Below are 20141 nucleotides of genomic sequence, written 5' to 3'. Positions count from 1 at the left end.
TTCGTATCCTAAACCGATTCAAAATTTGAGCTGGTTTTTTGAAATATTAAACTATTAATTGACACATATCACATCAATTTCGTCATCCCAATCAATTACATCGATGACGCTCCTAATAAACATTTAAGATACCTCTACTTATATTTAATGCCTGTCTTAAAAGGACAATCATGATATCATTCTATATGCTGATCAAAATAAATAGCTTACAGAATAGGACTATAAGAAATTATTTTATAACCAATTGGTTTTCTTGGAGACAAAAATATTGTGAAGAAATTTGCCATCACCCTAATGAGCTTGATATTCATTAACTTATATCATCCCACTGCTTTCTCGGAAAAGCCTAATCAGCGCATGATGAACAATCAAGCAACACATTCTTTGAAATCAAAAAATACCTTGCAATTATCTATTCAAGAGATAATGGATAAAAAGGACAAGAAACTGGTGTTCATCAAATTAATTGACACAAAAAACAATAAACCAATCACCTTAAACGATCTTATTGAAGCACATACACAAAAGATTCATTTGTTGATTATCGATGATAGCCTCCTTGACTATAGTCATGTCCATCCAGTCGAAACAACGATACCAGGCATCTATCAATTTGAATGGCAGCCTACGCTTAAGAGTGCCTCCTATCGAGCATGGGCTGATCTTATACCGACTAATACAAAAACCCAAGAATATGTAGTTGCCGATTTACCTTTCCCAAAGACAAAAAAGAAATTGGAAAATCCTATTCATCGACAACCATTATTTGAAAGTAGTGTTGATGGCTACCATTTTAAATTGTCTTTTGATAAAACACCATTGCACGTCGGTCAAGCAGTCATGGGCAAAATTGACATCACCGATGCAAAGGAAAACCCAGTTCATACCTTAGAGCCCATTATGGGTGCTTATGCCCACATCGTTGGTTTTAATGAGGACTTTAAAACAGTAACTCATGTTCATCCAATGGGCAAGGAGCCTACAAATAATACGGAACGAGGAGGACCTGAATTGCTATTTCATATAAAACCTAACAAAGTAGGATTTATTAAAATGTTCGCCCAAGTGCAAATCGATGGGAAAACACTGTTTGTTCCGTTTGGAGTTACAGTAAATTCATAAAAATCTTGCTGGAAAATCCCCAGAATAATGATATCCACCAATTGAAGAGTTAAGGCGATTAAAGGTGGCATTGCAGCACTTACTGCATCCGTGTAAACAGCATCGACCGAATAACCTCTGCCCTTCTTTTCACCACATTGGAGCCTAAGGAGAATCATCATGACTAATTCACATGGAACTATGATTATCTTAGGCGGTGCAATAATAATCAGCACAAGAAAATAATTACTTTTTCTCCAGTCTTTGGTATCTTTAATCACATTGTCTTTGCAAGCAGAAGACGTTGAACTGATTTAATCAGTGGTTTAATTTTTCTCATGGCCTTTTGCGGTAAGAGAGCAAATCCCTCGCTCAGGATTAGGCTCAACCTCTCGCCCAAGAATGGCACTTAATTCCTCAGCTCCTCCAACGTATTGACTATCAAGCCATATTTGAGGAACAGTTATCGGTGTTTTTGCACCAACAATGGGCTTAACCCGTGCCAGCATCTCATACAAATCCCTTGGATTTTTTACCACATCGTGAAATTCATAAGAAAGTTTGGCTTCTTCGAAATACTGTTTGGCATGCTGGCAGTGGATGCAATGGGGTTTACCAAAAATATGATTCCCCGTTAATGTGGTTTGTTTTGCATGGGCCTCAATCACCGCTTGAGTTAACACCCCACGATTCAGAGCATGGCCTTGGCTAATCACTTTACCCTCAACCAGTACAATAGGGGCATGCCACGCCCCTTTCAATAACGGCTTCCACCACTCATTAAGCCAGGCATGAATGTCCAATTCGACAGGAATGTCTTTTAAATCCGTTGCAATCGCATCCAAGATAATATCCTTGGTGAGCGAACATTCACCACAAGGGACTTTGATTTTGAAAGCCCCATATTGTCCTTCCCAACGATACAGTGTGATTTTGACTGACATATTAGAATGGCCTTTTCTTGTTCCCAATTAATGCTCAAAAATACCCATTAACACGATCACCATCATATCAATATAGAGGAACCTCCTTTTAATTCAATCTACTTTCTACCTATTGAATAATTTTTTTCACCTCTTTGCGATGCAGCAGATTACGAAAATAGCACCAGTCTTCCCTAACCCTCATATTTCTTTAATTGTTCTTGTTTTCTTAAATGGATTTCCTGTCTGTTAATGGATATATTTTTAGGAGCCTCAATACCCAACTTAAAGTTGCCAGGCTCAAGAGTCTTAAAGGGAGTAATAACTACCTTCTGATTGCCTTCCAGGGTAATAATTAAATCGGATTCAAAGGCTACGGTTCTTATTTCCATGTTAGTTTACTCGTTTTAGTTCAAAATAAATGCTGCAAAAAAGCATTAATTGATGGGTTTTCCCTATGCGGGCATTTTAATCTTAAAGCCAATGCCTGTTCAAACACAGTCCTCAAGAAAAATAGCTCCACTTACTACAGCGACCATCGCAACTCCATGGGTAGGGACAGACAAAAATGGAGGTTCTTTTTTTATTGCATAAAACCCATTAATGCTTGGCTTAACACCATCAAATGAATCCTGCACCTCATCGGATTGATACACATCCATTTGTTCCAGGCTGATGCCAATTAAATTATCCAAGGTCATGTTCAGCTCCCATAATAAATAGCTTGGGATTATTTAAAACCTCCTGAATGAAAAGATCTTGTTTTTGTAAAGATGCCTTCCATTGTTCCCTGGAATATATTTTGGGATTAATTTCTCGCCCTAAACTAGCTTGAGCAGCATAAAGAGCCTCAACTGCTTCTGTAAAGTCAACCTCACCAATAATAAGCACATCAATATCACTTCCAAGGTTTTCAGTTCCTTTGGCCACCGAACAAAAAAAAAGCCACTTCAATTTTTTCAGCTAATGGAGTTAAAAAATCAAACAACACATCCACCAAACCAGACGTTTTCTTTAAAATGCTTGTAAGCTCCATATAAATAGGAAAATTTCGATTTGCTTGGTAATAAACTTGATTACCACTCTGCTCGCGCAGAAGTACTTTGGATTTAGCAAGTTTGGATAGTTCTCGATGAAGTGTACCCGCTGTGGTATTCGTTAACCGCGCAATCTCTCGGACATGATAACGCTCATCAGGATGAAGCAATAAAAGTGCCAGCACACGCCGCCGATATTCAGAAAACAATATTGAAGTATCAAACATGATTTTTATTTTGAAGCCAACTAAGCTTCAATCATAGCCTAAAAAGCTACACCATTCAATCAGATAAATAGGAAAACCAGAAAAATAAATATCAGTTATAAATCGACGCCCCACTGAAGAGCATCAACACTACAACCAATGACCTCAACGCTCTTGTGCCAAGACTTAAGGGCTCCGTCTTGGAGAAAGCATAAATGGTATTTCCCAATTACGTAATCGTATTATTGGATACGAAAGGGGATCTTGAATAGTTCTTTTCAATAATCAATAAACCCCTGCTCTTTATTACCACGGCTTCATATTAAAAGGAGATGGGTTAAAAATTTCTTGTTCCCCATCTTCAGATTTAGTATGTATCTCATTAGCTTCTTGTGTGGAGGATTGATCTTTATTAGACGGCCTGGGTTCCCTCGAAAGTGGATTTGGAGCAAAGCTTTGCTCTTTTGTTACCTCATCTCTTTCTTGTGCTTTCGGACTGGGTACGGGTACTAAATTATTTGCTAGCTGTTGGATAAATGCATCGTATAAAGCTAATGTGGGCATGGTAATGCGAAGAGAATGTATGTTTCCCTCCTCATCCTGAAGGATTTGTATGCAATCATCAGAAAGATGATTTTCTTCTTTAAATTCACTGAATTCGTTTATAATCGCTTCCATGAATTTTTTTAATTCATGTCGTTGCTTTGGAGTTAATTCATTAGGATCACATTGTAATTCAAGCTTAAGAGTCATTGATTCACGATCACTATCAACCAACAATTTCCCATCAGCAATTAATTTTTCAATTATTTCTGGGTCAAAACCAGACTCTAAATCAAGTTCTTCTGAACCAAACACTCCTACCAATTCATCTTCAGACCCAACTACTTTGCCTGATTTAGTTAGGAATTTATCTTCACCAGGACTCGCTTTTTCCTCAGATGTCTTCTTATCAGAGGTGGCACTATCACCTCCGCTACCACCTGCGCCATGTCCGGAACAAAGGCGCTTAGGTGCGATTTCTTTAAAACAAGTCGGACAGCGTACTTTTGCACCTTCCTCAGCAGCCTCTTTTTTTTCTGCTTCCTTTCTAAATTGTTGTAAAGCTAATGCTATAGAAGAGGTTTTGGGTTCATCTGCCGTTATGGATTCAAGGACAGGCTGATGCTTTTCTTTGTCTTTTTTCATGAGAATACTCCAGTGCAAGTTCATAATGGTTTCATCCGAATAAAGATTTACTTATCTGTTATTATACCGAGTTAAAAAAACCCAATTGTATATAAATTGTACATTTATTGGGTTACTCGTTTTTTTGACTTAAAACATCGAGTACATAGTCCCAAATTTTACCTGCTACATTAATTCCTTTCCCATCAGACGGATTGAGATGTAATTCAATGTAAGGGAAGCTATTATTTTCAATAATTCCAAATTGTTGCTTATGCCATGGAAGAGAAATGTCCTGACAAATAAAATCAAGACCCGTAAGCGGTATATTGAGGATTTTATGTGCTTTTTCCAATAATAGTTTGTTCTCAGGATGTATCAGATCGGTAACATCACTGATTTTTGCACCACTACTCATAGTAACTTTTTTTGCAATAAAGATTTGTTGTCCCTTGTTTATTACCGTATTAAGAGCAACTCCCTGGGCTGACAAAATGTTTATCAAGTTGCTATTTGGAGTAATTTTATATGGATATTTACCATGACCTTCTTTCCACGTAACTTTATTTTTTTTATCAATTAACTCTTGAAGTATAGTGACACCATCGCCAACAATGCTCTCAGGTTGTCGCCTCACACAAGCGATTAATGAATCATTAATAATTAATGACCGATAAACATCCCCAGGTATGTGTTTTTCAACCAGCACGCGAAAATCAACTTGCTTTACTATGTTTATCGCTTCTTTTAATTCATTTGGAGTTTGAATAGTACATGAAGTGTGAATACTTAGAGATTCAGATAATGGCTTAACCACAAGAGGAAATCCCAATGAAATGCCATAGTTGTAGGCTTTTTTGCTGGAAATAAAAACCCTCCCTAAGGGGCAGGGAATTTGGCTATCTAATAATTTTTTCTTGAAGATCCATTTATTATCATATTTAGTATCCTCATCAAAGCGTGTATTTTTTTGAGAAATAAGAGAGATTGGAGTCTGTATGAAATAATATTTTTTCTTATTGTAGACCAACTTAAAATACAGAGTATGCAAGTTAGATTCCTTAAAATTATACAGCTCTAGCCCTCTTTTTTGTGCTTCATCCCAAAATGCAAGGACACTGTTATTGAATTGTTTCCTATCAATGGTCTGAGTCTTGGTATATAGTTTTAGTTTTTGAAAAATATTAATGACCAACTGATTTAATAGGTTATTGAATCGTAAAAAATCATGCTCTGATAGGAGAAAGAGTTTAGATAAAAGATAGATAAATGGATTGAATATAAAATAATGGAATAAATTAAAAAATTTTCTTCGAAAATGAGAACGTTTTTCGGGATAGCAATGCTCACAATGTTTATTGTCCATATATGCTGTGGGAACAGGTTTTAATGATTTGCAAATGTCACGTGAAGACTTGATTTCTTTATGTTCATCAAAATTTTTAACATAAGCGCTCATAATTTATCTCCACAGATTCGCCCATTAGCTATCATTATATCGAGTTAAAACAGATCAATTGTATATAAAATGTACGGATGCGCCGTGTGTTTGCTTACCTACTGATATCTATGTAACACTGAACTTAAAAATCAATTCAGACTAAATTTGTTTAGAGAGTTTTCTTATTTAAAGAGGCTTAGACAGAACGAATGAAAGATAAATCAATATTGCTTGTAGAAGATAACGTTAAGTTAGCCAATTACCTCAAAGAAAGCTTACAAGAAGCAGGTTATGATGTTTCTATTGAAAAACGTGGTGATAGAGCGGTCTATCGCATCATTCGTGAGCAACCTTGCCTAGTCATATTAGATATAATGCTTCCTGGCATGAATGGAGATCAAATATGCCATACCATTAGAGATGAGTATTTGGGGAAAATACTCATGCTAACAGCAATTAATGATATTGAAAGTGAAGTATCCTCTTTAAATTTAGGAGCAGATGACTACTTAACTAAACCTGTTGCAGATGAGGTTTTGAAAGCAAGAATAGAGGCATTGTTACGTCGACCCAATTTAGTTAATAATCAAAATCAATTTCAATTTGGCAATTTTTCTATCAATTTTAGTACTAAGAGTGTTCATCTCTTTGATGAAGAAATTTCAATAAGCACCAGTGACTTTGAAATGCTTGCTTTGTTGGTTAAGAACCATGATAGGTTGCTGAGTCGAGATAGCATTATGTATGCTCTTTCTGGGCATGAATATGATGGGGTTGATAGAGGTATCGATTTAAAAATATCACGTTTAAGAAAAGCATTGAATGATAATAATAAAAAGCCCTATCGTATAAAAACAATCCATAAAAAAGGATATATATTTGTATCAGCGGCTTGGGAATAAATACAGATCACAGCCACCGATCTTATGTAAGACTTATGAAAAATAGTAAAAAATTCTTTTGCCTCGATCTTGAGATTTTTCGTCCAGTTATGAAAGCTTCACCAAATATATCGCAAATCTATAATCATTTGCCCTCGACAAAAGTATCATTTTAGAACGTTTGTACAATATATATACATTTGAGCCGAGTGTTTTTGATAAAATCAACCTATTATTTTAAGTAATAGTCGAGATGAGTCATGAAAGACGCTGCAATAGAAATCTTAATATATAAACCAGATCCAGATCATCCACTGCCTGAAAATCAGAGAGGTGTGGTGATAAATCCTCACTTAAAACAACGGTTCAAGCAATTTGTTCCAATTGGCGTCTATTTAGAAGGCTCTGATTTGAAGTATTATTTTTTCGATCAGTGTGATAAATCCCCAAAAATCTATAGTAGTTTGGATGAACTCAAACGAGACTTACCGAAAGAACTAGACAATATATTTGAGAAGAACCCAAAATTATTTATTATGGGCCATGCTGGTGGTGGCGAATATGGTATGGGTAATTGCCATGGCCCAAGTGAGCAGTTATATGATGATAATTTTGATAATTTATTACATGGTTTTAAACGAGCATTGCCCGCACATCATGGTGAAGTTTTTGTGACTTTAGAAGGTTGTAATACAGACAATCAACTTAATGCTGCAGCAAACTCACAGGAAAAAACATTTTTAGAAAGAGTATCAGTGAAACATCCAGAAATCACGTTTGGTGGAACTGGACCATGGAATGCGCAAGATGTACAGACCGGCTTCCGATCCCTTTCGCCGGCATCCCCTATCACATCGATGGCAGGAAATATTTGGAAGGCTGGAAACAGTGTTATTTTTCATCATGGTGAATATCAAGTTGCCGTTCGAAAATCTTTATTTGCCTCAACACAAACAGCTAAAGAACTAAAAGTTAACACCATAGAATATGCCCGTGCAATTCTAGGTAAAGACGGAGCCGATGAACTGATAGCAAAAATCGCTTTAAATCGAGATATTCTAAACATTCAAGATTTAAAGAAAATTGAGGGTTTTCCAGAATTGCGATTTGAAGGAGAAGATGTTGCAAAGTTTGTTGAACAGGAAAATCAAATATTAGGTAAAGAACAAGAAAATTATTTAACACATGTCCGTGATATCTTAGGTCGGGCGGACCCTATAGAACAACTGACAGATAGAGATGTACTAGAACTTCTCTTAGGTTTAAAAGAACCTTCTGTATTTAAAGGTCATGAAGACTTGCTAGAGTCAATTCTAGCTAATAAAGCTTTGTTAAACCTGGCAATGGTAAGTTGTGGAAAAGTCCTTATTGGTAACCCAAGTAATGATAGCGTCATTGCTTTATTATTAAAACATGGCGCTGATATTAATAGTGCTGATAAAAAAGGCATGACGGCTTTGCACTATGCGGTACAGAATTTTTATAATTATAGAAAAGAGCCGTTACATCTCATTAAAAAGTTATTAGAGTGTGGTGCTAGTCTTGAAGTGCGAAATGAAAAAGGACAGACTCCTATCGAGACAGCGCAAGAACATAGCAAAGATGGAAGAGTAACTGCTAGTGATAAGCTTCTCGCATCTTTGAAATCTAGCAATTCGCCACCAACTCCCATAGAACTAAAACAATCTGTTAGACAAATATTTCAGATGAGTCAACACAAGGCTGATGAACTACTTTCATTACCTATTGCGAAACGTGAATATAGCAAATGCAGTGAGGGCACTCTTTATATTCCTGAAGATGCAGTGGAAAAATTGCATGGAATCTTGCAATCTGCAACGGGGAGTAATGAACTATTATCGGCGTTTGAATCAGAGCTTAGTGTGGTTATCAGCGCTCTTGAAAAAGGCATTGGAACTGGAGAAGCGATTGATGGTGAGGAAGATGAATTTATCCCTAAACGTTTTGAAAATGCAAAACTCCAGTTAACAGCGGTTATCGACGCACTGGTTGGGATGAAACAAGAGATGGATACTTCAAAAGATACTACAGTTGAGGACCAACTTCCAAAACTAAAATCTTAATCGTTAAGAATATATTGGAAGTACTATGGTGAATCGAGCACCTTTTAATATCGGTGATTGTGTAGCCATGACCTTTCCTCCGTGGAGATTAACAACTTTTTTAACAATAGCTAATCCTAACCCAATATGTTTATCTCCAATTCCTGCGTCTTCAGCAATTGTATATTCAGAAAAAATGTCATCCGCACCCTCCTCCGGCAAGCCTGGGCCATCATCGTCTACGTGAAGTAAAATATGACTATTATCCAGCGAAATGGTTAAAGAAATAGTGTGCTCTGCAAATTTCATGGCATTTGTAATCAAATTGGTAACAGCGTGTTTTAAAATATTTTCATCTATGTATGCTTTCAAAGAATTTAACTCATTAGAATAAAATGTAATTTCAAATGTTGAGGAAGAATAAGACTCTAATAACTTTCTTAACCATACTATTATATCGGTCTCAGACTGTTTTAATTTCAATTCGTTTGAATGCATTTTTGAGTAAATCAAAAAAGTGCTGACGATGCGATTTATGTCTGCAATATCTTCTTGTATGCTGTTTATCTGTTTATTGAGCAATGCATCTTCAGCGTTTTTCCTTTTGATACTATCCGTCGCCATTTGTATGGTTGACAAAGGGGTCCTAATTTCATGCGCGACAAACCGGCACAATTGTTTATGTGATTCAATCAGTTCTTTTAATTGCTCACCCATTTGGATGATATTTCTATACAGCCCATACAAAACAGAGGTAGTACCTATTTTCCGATGAAAATCAAAGTTCCCTTGACTGAAATTTTTAGTTATCTGATACACCTTTTTCATATTTCTAACAAAAAGCAATGAAAATAAGGCAATAAGACAAAGGGATATAAAAAAGAAAGTTCCTATAAAATAATACATAACATCACTGATTCTTGCCATAACTGGCAGATAGCTTAGTGGGCCAATTTTGAGTATTCCACCACTAAAACGATAATAGAGAATAACAATTTGTGACGAGTTTTTATTTGTTTCAAATACTAGACGCTTTGTTGATAAAGAATTAATTATATTACCTGGTAAGTATTTACTTTTAGTTTTATAAACATGAAGAGGGAAACCATATATTTTTCTAAATGTAATAGTTCATTACTCCAGGTATTTTTTGATTTTGATAATAAATGTTGAACGACTTGTTTTAAAACAGGATTCATATAATTAAAAATAATTTCGCCAGGATCTGAAAAATTGTAAGCTAATGCATATGGGGTATTACCAATTTTTTTATACGCAGTATGTTCTACAATGACCTCGTTTAGAAATTGATAGGTTGTACCTGATAAAAAAATGATTTCATCATTATTTAATTGATTATTCTGCACCAGGGTGAGTTTTAGACTGTCGATTGCTATAAGATGAATAACATTATCTGTTTTCTTCTTTATTATCGCATCCCAGTTTGATTTCGGGTTATTAATTAACTCTTTTTCTAAACTAATTAAAAGCCCTTGCGAGGTCGTTTTTCCAGCATTAACAACTATCTTTGTCTCAACTGACTTTAAATATTTAAAAATGCCAAAACAAGAATTAAAAAAATCACAAAGAACGCAGTCAAAATTTTAATATAAATATTAAATTTCATTACTAGGCACTCTAAATAAAAATAATAGATGCCTTTTCACAAGAAAGTACTCTGGATTATCTTTGATAATTTCAATATCTAATTCTGGCATAATTATCCTACGTTTTGTCTATCTTTATAACTCTTGTAATTAGCCTATTTAAGGCATCCAAATTATCGATATTCGTTATGGCCTCATCAAATAATGATAAAGTCTCTGGATCGTGTGTTTCTAAATACTTGAATGCTTTTTTGGACCTTGATAACGCAATTCTTTGAATACAAAATAATCCTCTAGAATTGTGAAGATTGACCAAATATGGCGATATTTTCCTTCTAAATCTCTAGTATACGCCCTTGCCAGCATTTTTTGATACCACACTCTACGTGCTGTAATTTCATCAGGAGGGAGGGACTCAGGCAATATTAAAAAAGCAGAGAGTTTTTTTAATAACTCTGTGCCAAAATGAGCTTTTTCAAGAACAACGATGCCATCTGACATACATAAATGTTCATCAGAAATTGAATCAAAAGCATTCTCGGGATAAACAAAAATATCATGATAAACTTGATGTGCTTCATCAAAGCGTGCAATTCGTTGCTTATCTCCTTTTTCCCTAATCCCTGCAATCATAATCACTGGTTACTGTGAAGTCTCCTCGTGCGCGCGAGCCATATAAAATAATTGTATGGCAATGATGTAAAGATATTAATTCATCAACAATGAATTGCAGAACAGCATCATTTTCTAGTGATATTTTCTTTTGTGTCATTCCCTTACCTTCTTATTTTGTAACCATAATACCAAGGACTTCCTGTGGTGGAACTGGTTTGAACCGTATGATCTACTCCTCCTGAAATCAATACCTCCAATAGCAGGTTTTAACGTTTTATTGCCCACGGTTAAAATGACTTCACCTTCAAGCAACATGAATAACTCATCCGTTTCATGCTTAAAATCCTTCCAAATTTGACCTGGGGGATCTTCCCAAAGCTCAAAACTAAAGCCACGAGAGCGCCAATTGTTCTCAATCGTTATTGCATCCTGCATTAAGGACTCCTATTTAAAAGACACTTTCAATTTTACACCAGTGAAACTGAAGAATAATAGACTATACAATTATTAACCAATGTTGGTCTATACATGCAGTACTGGGGGAATATCGCTTAATTAAAAGCATCACTACAAAGGCCGTCAAAACTCTTTGCCGTCAGGGACGATTTAGCTCTAAATTAAGGATGTGGATCGATCAATCTGTTTGACGTGGTCTAATAGAAGCGACCAACCCAGTTAAGGGATATAATGCTCTTAATTGGAGGAAAAAATGTCAACACGAGTAAAATATTCAAAAGAATTTAAGTTGGATGCTGTTAGTCTTGTTTTGGAACAAGGTTATGAACGCAAAACAGCAGCAGAAAGCCTTGGAGTCAAGTACGAGCTGCTATGCCGTTGGGTAAAAGAGGCTGTGCAAGAGGAGGGTCAAGCGTTCCGAGGCCTGGGTAAACTTACAGAAGAACAGGTAGAGATACGCCGCTTAAGGGAAGAAGTCAAACGGCTGAAGATGGAAAAAGAAATATTAAAAAAAGCGGCGGTCTTCTTTGCTCAAGAAACGAAGTGAAATATGCGTTTATAGCCCGACATAAGAAGACCTGGCCTATCGACCTGATGTGTCGATTACTGGGCGTGAAGCGCAATGGGTACTACGGTTACTCCAAACGGCAAAGTCACCCAGATAACCCAGAGCGCACTGAATTAATGGATTGGATTAAAAAGGTTTCCGAGTCCTCTCAGCAGACTTACGGAAGTCGTCGTATGAGGAAGGCTCTGAATGCATTGGGCTATCCTATTGGTCGGAATAAGACGCGCAGACTGATGAAAGAGGCTGGTGTGTGGGTTCGTTATCGAAAGAAATACAAGGTAACTACTAACAGCAAACACAAAAAGCCTTTATTTAATAACGAGCTAAATCGCCAGTTTACCGTTGACTCACCTAATCGAGCATATGTATCAGACATCACTTATGTTTGGACGCAGGAAGGCTGGCTTTATTTGGCAGTGGTTTTAGATTTGTATTCACGAAAAGTAGTGGGCTGGAGTATGAGCTCTCGAATGAAAGCTGATTTAGTCTGCGACGCACTAAAGATGGCAATTTGGCAGCGAAAACCAGAGCTAGGGCTTATTGTTCATTCCGATCGAGGAGTTCAGTATGCCAGTAAACCATACATACAGCTTTTGGCTCAGCATGGTTGTAAGGGAGCATGAGTCGTAAAGGAGATTGTTGGGATAATGCAGTGGCTGAAAGTTTTTTTGGTTCACTGAAGCAAGAACTGGTGCAGTGGAAAAACTACCAGACTCGTTATGAAGCACAGCAAGATATCTTGGATTATATTGCTATGTTTTATAATAGCAGGCGGCTTCATTCGTTTTTGGGATATGTGTCTCCAAATCAATATGAGCAACAGAGGGAAATGAATTTGAAAAAAGTAGCTTAACTGGGTTGTATCGTTTTACTTGACCACGTCAGTTGTCATTTAAAGATAAGAAATCTACAAATTGACAGTATCGAGGTTAAACCCTAGAATTTTCCTCTGATCCAACAATTGTCTTGATATAATGCCAAAAGTAATTGCTATTGCGGGAATGGGACTCTGCGGAAATGCTATTTTTTGCCGTTTAAGTCACTTGCTTGCAACAATGAAATATTCTGACGATGACATTACTATCTTAATCTTTGAACAAAATCCACAATACCTTGCTACAGGATTTGCTTATTCTATTGATAGCCCAGAATTCTGGACTTTAAATAATCCAGCTGATGGTTTCAAATTTACTTCTACTACAGATAGCCTAACAGAATGGATAGATGCTAATCCAGAGTTGCTCCAAGATCATTATCCACATAGAGACAAACAATATATTCCTCGTGCTGTAGTGGGTCATTATTTACGCGCTCAATATGAAAAACATAAAACACTGGTTAAATCACTAGGGATAACAGTCAAAGAAATTTTTTTGCCAATCTCAGATATTTGTCCACTAAAAGAAGGGAATTATCAGATAGCATGCATGGATCAAAATTATATCGCTGATAGACTTTTTATAACAACTGGACATTTAACAAATCCTTTTTTTCATACTGTCGAGAATCAACCAGGTTTTCTCCGTTTTGAAAACACAACAGGAAATCCAGATGCATGGGATTTAGCAGATGATGTTTATATCATTGGTGGTCAGGCAGCATTTGTTGATGCCGCACTTTGGTTAACTATGAAAAAGCAGTACTCAGGAAAAATACACAGTGTCACGCGAAATCCTAATATATTAACAACCAAAGGCAATACAGATAGTTGTGACACTACGAAACAACAGGAATTATCAAATAGTCTACAAAAACGCTTTCCTGACAGTTTAACCTTTTCCGAAGCAAAAACATTATTTTGGAATGCTTATCAAAATGATGCTAAAAATCCTATTACTCCTACCCATTCCCCTGGTGCTCTTGAGACTTTACGTTATCAAATGAATAAATTTGATCATCTGCCAGAAAACAATCCCATACTGGGTAATATTGATGAGCTACGAGCATTTATTAAAACTTTTTATTTTAGTGGTTGTTATACTCACATGTGGCAAAGCTTGAATGTTGAAGGCAAAGAACAATTTCTAAAATACTTCTATTCTCTTTTAATGGCTTATTTGACTGGTATCACACCAGTGAATGCTAGAATCATGCTCCATCTCTATGAGAAAAATAGAATTATTGAGCATCATAGCTTGGCTTCTGTAAGCTATGATGAAGTAAATCACAGATTCCAATTATTATTTACATCAGGCGAAGTCTTGCATGCTGCAACTCTTATTGATGCAACTGGATATCGTTACAAACCAGATCCCAATAGTGTCAAGCCCATGTTATTAGACAAGTTGGCACAAACCGGATTAATAAGCACTAAGCCTTATGGTGGCATCCATTTAACGGATCATTATCAAGTGATCGATACATACGGAAAGGTACATGAAAATCTAGTTTGTATAGGGCCTGTAGCAAATTACAATCATCCTGTTCCTACACCACATTCTTCATTTATGGTTTATCGTGATGTAGATTTGGTGATGGATCAATTTGCTTCTACATTTCAGGTGACTGAACATGGGGCCATCAAGTCTACCCCTGAATTTTTTCAATAAAACGCTCTAGGTTTTCTATAATTGATAATAGATTCTCATTTAACTTGCTAACTTCTTTATTGGGTAAATTACCCGCAGACAAATTCTGCATCAATATCCCCTGCTTTTCTAATTCGCGACAAGCATGTTTCGCTTTTTCAGTAAGAAAAAAATGATAGCAACGTTTGTCCTGTTCACTTCGAACACGTGTGATAAGCTGGTCTCTTTCCATCTTATCAAGTATACCTACTACGGTAGGTTGTTTCAGTCCCGCACTTTTTGTGAGTTCCATTTGCGTTTGGCCGTCCCGCTCCCACAAGCGAACCAGAAAAATAGTCTGACTATAGGTCACACCAAGTTCTTCAAGGTTGAGATTTGAAACACGTTCAAACAAGCGAGCTGCCTTTTTAATCAAGACACCAGTATGTTCATTCAAATTAAATGTCATGGATAGTTCCTTTTTGCGCTATTATATAGGCACCTATATATATTGACAATATCGTATTCCCTTACTATCATGGCGGCACTTTTTGTGTTTATAAAGGGATTTAATGATGTTCAAAAAAGTTAGCAGCCTATTTATTGCTCTATCGATTTTCAATGGCCTCACTTATTCCTCTTCTATCAACACCACGTTAGCTGTTGTTGAAGAAAATGCCGATCGTATCAGTTTCTATAATCCCGATACAGGTGCAAGAAAAGGTAGCCTGAAACTTGCCTTCCTCCCTCATGAGATTGCTGTTACAAAAGATGGGAAAACAGCTTTTGTCAGCAATTTCGGCATTAGAGACTACGATAGTGGCTCTGGTATACCTGGTGTGTCCATTTCTGTTATCGATTTATTAAATCAAGTCGAGAAATATCGGCTATTTACTTTTGAATCACTAGAGAACAAAGACTATGCAGACATCGATAGTGCGCCTCATGGTGTTAAGTTACGACCTCCTTTTGAAAAACAACTTTTTGTGAATGTGGAAAAAGGCGGTAAGATTCTCGTCTTTGATGTTGATACCAAAACCATCGTCAAAAAAATTGCGGTCAGTCCTAATACACATAATCTGTTTTTTTCTAATGATGGAAAAACCTTGTGGTTAATGGCGGGTAAAGATGGCGTCATTCGAATCGATCCTGATTCAGGAATAATTACTGGAAACCTCACATTGCCCTCAGCTGTACGGGGTTTAAAATATACGCCAGATCATCGTTCCTTGATGGTATCAGCTGTCAATCAGATCGTCTTTATTGATCCCGATACCCTCGCCATTAAAAAACAATTCACTAATTTGAATCTAGGACCGATTCTTTACTCAGATATTACTCCTGATCAAAACTATATATTAGCACCGGCGCCCTTTGATCACCAAGTTGCAGTGATTGATGTTCATTCAGGCCAAGTGATAAAACGATTAGTCACCGGATTAAATCCGATTAACGTTTTAATTGACCCAGAGGGTCAATATGCTTATGTATCTAATGCAACAGACAAGCATTTATCTAAAATAGATTTGCATAATTTTGAACTCATCTCTATTCCAACCCATGCTGGACCAAATGGTTTAGCATTCATCCCTGAGTTTACCCAAAGAACACACAAAAAACTGCGCATGGGAGTTGCTTTACCATTGACAGGGAAGGATGGTTCTAAAGGTCGTGAAATGCTAAGAGGTGTCATTCAGCATGCTAAAGGGACCGTCGATCAGCAGCTAATGGGACCGCCTAAAATGTCAAAACGGTACCTATCAAACTTGTCCACTTTTAGTTAATTATACATGTTATTTTCGCTTTTTTGTTTCTCGCTCTCCTCTGTAACTGGGACCATCTAATGTAACCCGATATGAATTATGTCTTAATCTATCGATAGTGGCTGCAGCAAGTAATCGATTAGGGAAAGCAGAACCCCATTCGCTAAAGTCCAGATTGGATGTAATGATCGTTGATGCACGCTCATATCTTTCCGAGATTAGGTCGTGAAAATCCTCATCCTGGGGGTTGCGTAATGGTCTTAGTCCAAAATCATCGATGATTAGTAGTGGCATTTTCACCAGTTCTGAGAACTTTTTATCAAATCGACCTGATGCTCTAGCTGCTTGCAACTCATTAAAGAGTTGATTTTGCGAAAGCCAGAGTGTATCGATTCCTCTTTGTATCGCACAATGAGCTATGGCTTGAGCAATATGAGATTTCCCTGTTCCACAAGGTCCTACGATGAGAATGGGAACTTTTTCTGCAATAAATGAACACGAGATTAACTCCTGTATTTGAGCGCGATTGATTTTAAGGTTAAAGTCAAAATCGAATGATTCTATCGTCTTGTCACCACGGATACGTGCACGCTTCATTCGTGTTCTTAATTTTTTGTTTTCCCTTCCTAATAACTCATCTTGAAGCAGTAATCCCAGAAACTCAGGGTAGCTTAGCTTCTTTTCTATAGACTCACGGTTACGCAGCGGGATGTTCTCAGCAACATGCGATAACCGTAGTTGTTTTAACTGCGAAGATAGCTCGGGCATCGGGTTTATCATCATTTGTCTCCTGTTGTTTGTATTAGTGTAATAAGTGGGACGTATTCCGGCAGAACTTTCCCCCTACCGAATAGGGTTTGGCCAATGTTGTCGGTTCTTCCTCATGCGGTAAGGCTTGCTTTTCAGCCCCAACCTCTAGCATCGTCTTGATTGTTTTATAATGCACGCTTTGAAAAACAAGCGCTCTATGGCAAGCAGCCTCCAGACGGTCATCGCCATATTTTTTCCTAAGACCGAGAATGCTTTGTGCAGCCCGAAGATAATCTACGACTGAATCATTTAATAGTCCCTCAATAGCAATCACGCATTGGCTTCCAACTTCATGTGCTTGCTTTAGGCACCACTGGGCATCTCGCATCGAGTAAGCCAAAGCATTCGGTGGAAGGTGTTCTGGTATTGTATGTTTGGTGCCTGGTATTTCGAGTTTCGGATGGAGTGCTACCAGTTGATGATTGAAATACAGTCGGATAGTTGTATCCGTTGCTCTAAGCCAAAGCTCTTGCCGTGCGAGGCGATATGGACCTGAATATCGGCATTTCTTGTATTGCACATGGCAATCACCATGAAGCTTGACCTTTTCCCACGCCGCAAACTCGGGCGGATGGTTAGGCAGTTTTTTAAGAAGAGGTTGTTCAATTTCAAATAGAACCAAAGGCTTTTCATGAGTAGTGCCGTGGTTGCGCGCGCCAGCCTCTTGTATTAACCAGATCTTTAACTGCTCGTTCGCATCGTTTAAGCTTCTAAACTGGCGCAGTGGAACAAAGCGGTTTTTAACGTACTTAACCCCGGATTCAACTCGGCCTTTTTTCTGGGGATCATACGGAGGACATGGGGAAATAATAAAACCATAGCCTGATGCGCACTCCCCATATGCCTTTTGAACGCAAGGGTTGTGGTAACAAGCTTTCGTAATCGCACACTTCGCGTTATCTATAATTATTTTTTCTGGAACACCATTAAACCATTCAAAGGCACGCCGATGGCAGGCAAGCCATGTCTCAACATCCTGATGTAAGACCATTTCTGCATACATATGACGGCTCCAGGAGAGCACCATCACAAAGATCCAGGTCTTCTGTTCCTCTCCTTTGCCATCAGTAATTTTAGGTCCTTGCCCAAAGTCAACCTGTGCTGATTCGCCCGGTTTAAACTCTAATATCGTGGTGACCGCTCGTTGTTTTTCCTTGTAAGACTTGATATAGCGTTGAACAACGCTATAACTACTTTTAAAACCATGTTCTCGTTGTAAATGAGCATAGATAGTGCTGGCCTGAACGCCCTGTCTGGTCCATTCTTCAATCTTCACCCGGTATGGCTGTATGCTCAAAAAGCTATTGGCACTGCTCTTTTCAAAAAATAACGCCAGTTCCTGTTCTGTGGGGATTGACTTATCCTTTTCTAACCAGCCTTGCTCTATCGCAATGTCACGCACCCTCCTAAGCGTTTTTCTATCGGCAAGTTTGTCACGGGACAGCCCTCTGAGCGTAGCGCCTTGACGCAATTGGCTAATAATAATGATATATTCGTGCATCTCAAATCTCCGGTTTGACATCCATTTCCCCATTTATGAATAAACAGAGAAAAATTATGTTCATTTTTAACCAAAGTTTGATAGGTGGGGTGGTCCCTTTAGCTGCTGACAGCCCGGTCCCTTTATGTGATGACTAGGTGGTCCCATTAAGTGCTAATGGGGTGGTCCCTTTAGGTGATGACAAAGTGGTCCCATTAGGGTGCTGAATGACAAGAGGATATGAATATTGGAAAAGTACTGTTATCAAAAGCGGTGGACTTTTAATTGACAATCAAGTTTATGATCCCGATATTGTTTATCTAGACACCGAATCCCAGAAAGATAAACTCAAAAGCTTGACTCAGGAATTACTCAAGCAATATCAAATACAAATATTATTATCTACCTATGGTATTGATAATTACAATCTTGAAAAAGAAATAGCAGAAGCAAACCAAATTATCCTTACCCCAGCACCTGGAGAAGAAATACTTTGGAAACCTGATAATATTGCTCGAGGTTATGATTATTTTGTAACAACAAACCTTTATGAGAAAGGCTATGTTACACAGTACAATTTTAAACCCTCCTCCTGGTCAGCAATGGCATCCGTCATCGGATTGAAATTCCAAAATGCTTCTCAAACAGCAAATACTTTAGATTATCAACAAATAACAACTTTATTAAATGAGGGAGATTTTCACCTATTTTATCCCTAAAACCTCATACAAATTGGATAGAACTGAATCGATATATTAAGGATTATTATGAAACTAAAGATCGAACATAGCTATGTTGAACTATGTAAGCGATTATCTCAACTGACAACGCCCTTAATCTGTGATGCTTTACCCAGTGTGCGTCTCATGGATTCAGATATTCATTCTTTTAACACATCGCCACAAACAAGAATTGTAGGAAGAGCTTATACTGTTAACTCGGCTCAAGATTCTTTATCTACCATGCAGGCTTTGGATGACTTGCCTGATTTTATGCTTGCCCTTGGTTGTTATGATGATAGAGTTCCCATTTTATTGGTTATCGCTTCCTGCGGCACCAAGCTTGCTGTAGCAGGTGGCATGTGTGCAGATGTAGCAAAAACGAAGGGTTTTGGTGGCATTATTACTGATGGAAATTGTCGAGATGTTTCTGAAGTCAGAACAACAAATATCCCTTTTTTTGCTAAGGGACAATGCGCCAAATCAGGAAGTAAAAATAAAATTGGCAGTATAAGAAAACCAATCAATTGTGGTTCTGTTGAGGTAAATCCTGGTGAGCTGATATTTGCTGACGAAGACGGCATTATTGTCATGAATAAAGAAGAAGCAGTTAATGCTATTAATAAAGCGGAAGAGATTAAGGAAAAAGAAGCGGCTGCCCTCACTCGAATTCATGAAGGTGCTCGTTTTGATGAAATTTGCAATCTAAAAGAGCACATGGAAAAGCTAGAAAATAATGAGGCATCCAGTCTAAAGCTAACTGTTTAAAACTAAGGAATTAAAATTATGTTTTTCCA

Annotated in this window: 19 protein-coding genes and 2 pseudogenes; 8 read left to right on the top strand and 13 right to left on the bottom strand. The window is 37.4% G+C overall.

Translation table 11 applies throughout. The features are described 5' to 3' along the window. Positions 1-270: 270 nt before the first annotated feature. Positions 271-1122: a hypothetical protein gene (locus GH742_RS15500; protein ID WP_021582650.1), complete on the top strand. Its 852-nt coding sequence runs from the start codon at positions 271-273 to the stop codon at positions 1120-1122. 305 nt (positions 1123-1427) lie between these two features. Here the strand turns inward: GH742_RS15500 and GH742_RS15495 are convergent, their stop codons facing one another. The 6 genes and pseudogenes from GH742_RS15495 to GH742_RS15470 all read right to left on the bottom strand — a co-directional run bounded on the left by GH742_RS15495 (position 1428) and on the right by GH742_RS15470 (position 5893). Beyond that, positions 1428-2045, bottom strand: coding sequence for a glutaredoxin domain-containing protein (locus GH742_RS15495; protein WP_021460532.1), 618 nt, complete (start codon positions 2043-2045; stop codon positions 1428-1430). 173 nt (positions 2046-2218) lie between these two features. After that, the gene (locus tag GH742_RS15490) at positions 2219-2416 is read right to left on the bottom strand and encodes a carbon storage regulator (protein WP_021460533.1); all 198 of its coding nucleotides are present in this window, start codon (positions 2414-2416) and stop codon (positions 2219-2221) included. A 99-nt stretch (positions 2417-2515) separates the two neighbouring features. Further along, positions 2516-2725, bottom strand: a complete 210-nt coding sequence (locus GH742_RS15485; protein ID WP_029345383.1) for a hypothetical protein — start codon at positions 2723-2725, stop codon at positions 2516-2518. Next, positions 2712-3288, bottom strand: a pseudogene (locus tag GH742_RS15480) (nucleotidyltransferase domain-containing protein). The gene GH742_RS15485 and the pseudogene GH742_RS15480 overlap by 14 nt, the downstream one beginning before the upstream one ends. A 285-nt stretch (positions 3289-3573) precedes the next feature. After that, the gene (locus GH742_RS15475; RefSeq protein ID WP_021582649.1) at positions 3574-4455 is read right to left on the bottom strand and encodes a hypothetical protein; all 882 of its coding nucleotides are present in this window, start codon (positions 4453-4455) and stop codon (positions 3574-3576) included. Between the two features lie 112 nt (positions 4456-4567). Then, positions 4568-5893 (bottom strand): hypothetical protein, encoded by a 1326-nt coding sequence (locus GH742_RS15470; protein WP_021582648.1) that lies wholly within the window; start codon positions 5891-5893, stop codon positions 4568-4570. Positions 5894-6084: 191 nt separating this feature from the next. Here GH742_RS15470 and GH742_RS15465 point away from each other — a divergent pair, with 191 nt between their 5' ends. Together GH742_RS15465 and GH742_RS15460 are read left to right on the top strand one after the other, a co-directional pair. After that, positions 6085-6777, top strand: coding sequence for a response regulator (locus GH742_RS15465; protein ID WP_021460541.1), 693 nt, complete (start codon positions 6085-6087; stop codon positions 6775-6777). 239 nt (positions 6778-7016) lie between these two features. Continuing rightward, complete coding sequence (locus GH742_RS15460) at positions 7017-8840, top strand: ankyrin repeat domain-containing protein (protein WP_021460542.1); 1824 nt, start codon at positions 7017-7019, stop codon at positions 8838-8840. A 3-nt stretch (positions 8841-8843) separates the two neighbouring features. Here GH742_RS15460 and GH742_RS15700 read toward each other — a convergent pair whose 3' ends face one another. From GH742_RS15700 to GH742_RS15445, 4 genes are all read right to left on the bottom strand, one after another. Beyond that, positions 8844-9746, bottom strand: a complete 903-nt coding sequence (locus tag GH742_RS15700) for a sensor histidine kinase KdpD (RefSeq protein WP_239005348.1) — start codon at positions 9744-9746, stop codon at positions 8844-8846. A 125-nt stretch (positions 9747-9871) separates the two neighbouring features. After that, on the bottom strand, positions 9872-10186 hold the full coding sequence (locus GH742_RS15695) for a hypothetical protein (protein ID WP_239005347.1): 315 nt from the start codon (positions 10184-10186) through the stop codon (positions 9872-9874). Positions 10187-10657: 471 nt separating this feature from the next. After that, positions 10658-11059 carry a hypothetical protein gene (locus GH742_RS15690; protein ID WP_021582646.1) on the bottom strand — a complete coding sequence of 134 codons (402 nt, stop codon included), beginning with the start codon at positions 11057-11059 and terminating at the stop codon, positions 10658-10660. A gap of 135 nt (positions 11060-11194) precedes the next feature. Beyond that, complete coding sequence (locus GH742_RS15445; RefSeq protein WP_021460548.1) at positions 11195-11476, bottom strand: hypothetical protein; 282 nt, start codon at positions 11474-11476, stop codon at positions 11195-11197. Positions 11477-11750: 274 nt separating this feature from the next. Here GH742_RS15445 and GH742_RS15440 point away from each other — a divergent pair. Then, positions 11751-12918: pseudogene (locus GH742_RS15440) on the top strand (IS3 family transposase). Positions 12919-13039: 121 nt separating this feature from the next. After that, on the top strand, positions 13040-14614 hold the full coding sequence (locus tag GH742_RS15435; protein ID WP_021582645.1) for an FAD/NAD(P)-binding protein: 1575 nt from the start codon (positions 13040-13042) through the stop codon (positions 14612-14614). On the opposite strand, the gene GH742_RS15430 is transcribed toward GH742_RS15435, so the two are convergent. Continuing rightward, positions 14592-15041, bottom strand: coding sequence for a MarR family winged helix-turn-helix transcriptional regulator (locus GH742_RS15430; protein WP_021460551.1), 450 nt, complete (start codon positions 15039-15041; stop codon positions 14592-14594). The genes GH742_RS15435 and GH742_RS15430 overlap by 23 nt on opposite strands. A 103-nt stretch (positions 15042-15144) precedes the next feature. Between GH742_RS15430 and GH742_RS15425 the strand changes: the two genes are divergently transcribed. Beyond that, on the top strand, positions 15145-16356 hold the full coding sequence (locus tag GH742_RS15425; RefSeq protein WP_203456979.1) for a YncE family protein: 1212 nt from the start codon (positions 15145-15147) through the stop codon (positions 16354-16356). Between the two features lie 9 nt (positions 16357-16365). Here the strand turns inward: GH742_RS15425 and istB are convergent, their stop codons facing one another. Then, positions 16366-17112, bottom strand: a complete 747-nt coding sequence (istB, locus tag GH742_RS15420; RefSeq protein ID WP_025520171.1) for an IS21-like element helper ATPase IstB — start codon at positions 17110-17112, stop codon at positions 16366-16368. Between the two features lie 25 nt (positions 17113-17137). Next, complete coding sequence (gene istA, locus GH742_RS15415; RefSeq protein WP_151298575.1) at positions 17138-18646, bottom strand: IS21 family transposase; 1509 nt, start codon at positions 18644-18646, stop codon at positions 17138-17140. A 206-nt stretch (positions 18647-18852) separates the two neighbouring features. Between istA and GH742_RS15410 the strand changes: the two genes are divergently transcribed. Continuing rightward, positions 18853-19344, top strand: a complete 492-nt coding sequence (locus tag GH742_RS15410; RefSeq protein WP_203456978.1) for a hypothetical protein — start codon at positions 18853-18855, stop codon at positions 19342-19344. Positions 19345-19392: 48 nt separating this feature from the next. Continuing rightward, positions 19393-20112 (top strand): RraA family protein, encoded by a 720-nt coding sequence (locus GH742_RS15405; RefSeq protein ID WP_021460553.1) that lies wholly within the window; start codon positions 19393-19395, stop codon positions 20110-20112. The last annotated feature ends 29 nt before the right edge of the window (positions 20113-20141 follow it).

Origin of the sequence: Legionella sp. MW5194, from assembly GCF_016864235.1 — a bacterium.
Classification (GTDB): Bacteria; Pseudomonadota; Gammaproteobacteria; order Legionellales; family Legionellaceae; genus Legionella_C.
Note: the sequence above shows the minus strand (reverse complement) of the source record. Positions and strands in the feature narration are given on the sequence as shown.

Excerpts from the sequence above, each read along its gene's own strand:
- GH742_RS15495 (WP_021460532.1), bottom strand. The coding sequence starts at position 2,045 with ATGTCAGTCAAAATCACACTGTATCGTTGGGAAGGACAATATGGGGCT.
- GH742_RS15490 (WP_021460533.1), bottom strand. The coding sequence starts at position 2,416 with ATGGAAATAAGAACCGTAGCCTTTGAATCCGATTTAATTATTACCCTG.
- GH742_RS15485 (WP_029345383.1), bottom strand. The coding sequence starts at position 2,725 with ATGACCTTGGATAATTTAATTGGCATCAGCCTGGAACAAATGGATGTG.
- GH742_RS15475 (WP_021582649.1), bottom strand. The coding sequence starts at position 4,455 with ATGAAAAAAGACAAAGAAAAGCATCAGCCTGTCCTTGAATCCATAACG.
- GH742_RS15470 (WP_021582648.1), bottom strand. The coding sequence starts at position 5,893 with ATGAGCGCTTATGTTAAAAATTTTGATGAACATAAAGAAATCAAGTCT.
- GH742_RS15465 (WP_021460541.1), top strand. The coding sequence starts at position 6,085 with ATGAAAGATAAATCAATATTGCTTGTAGAAGATAACGTTAAGTTAGCC.
- GH742_RS15460 (WP_021460542.1), top strand. The coding sequence starts at position 7,017 with ATGAAAGACGCTGCAATAGAAATCTTAATATATAAACCAGATCCAGAT.
- GH742_RS15700 (WP_239005348.1), bottom strand. The coding sequence starts at position 9,746 with ATGGCAAGAATCAGTGATGTTATGTATTATTTTATAGGAACTTTCTTT.
- GH742_RS15690 (WP_021582646.1), bottom strand. The coding sequence starts at position 11,059 with ATGATTGCAGGGATTAGGGAAAAAGGAGATAAGCAACGAATTGCACGC.
- GH742_RS15445 (WP_021460548.1), bottom strand. The coding sequence starts at position 11,476 with ATGCAGGATGCAATAACGATTGAGAACAATTGGCGCTCTCGTGGCTTT.
- GH742_RS15435 (WP_021582645.1), top strand. The coding sequence starts at position 13,040 with ATGCCAAAAGTAATTGCTATTGCGGGAATGGGACTCTGCGGAAATGCT.
- GH742_RS15430 (WP_021460551.1), bottom strand. The coding sequence starts at position 15,041 with ATGACATTTAATTTGAATGAACATACTGGTGTCTTGATTAAAAAGGCA.
- GH742_RS15425 (WP_203456979.1), top strand. The coding sequence starts at position 15,145 with ATGATGTTCAAAAAAGTTAGCAGCCTATTTATTGCTCTATCGATTTTC.
- istA (WP_151298575.1), bottom strand. The coding sequence starts at position 18,646 with ATGCACGAATATATCATTATTATTAGCCAATTGCGTCAAGGCGCTACG.
- GH742_RS15410 (WP_203456978.1), top strand. The coding sequence starts at position 18,853 with ATGACAAGAGGATATGAATATTGGAAAAGTACTGTTATCAAAAGCGGT.
- GH742_RS15405 (WP_021460553.1), top strand. The coding sequence starts at position 19,393 with ATGAAACTAAAGATCGAACATAGCTATGTTGAACTATGTAAGCGATTA.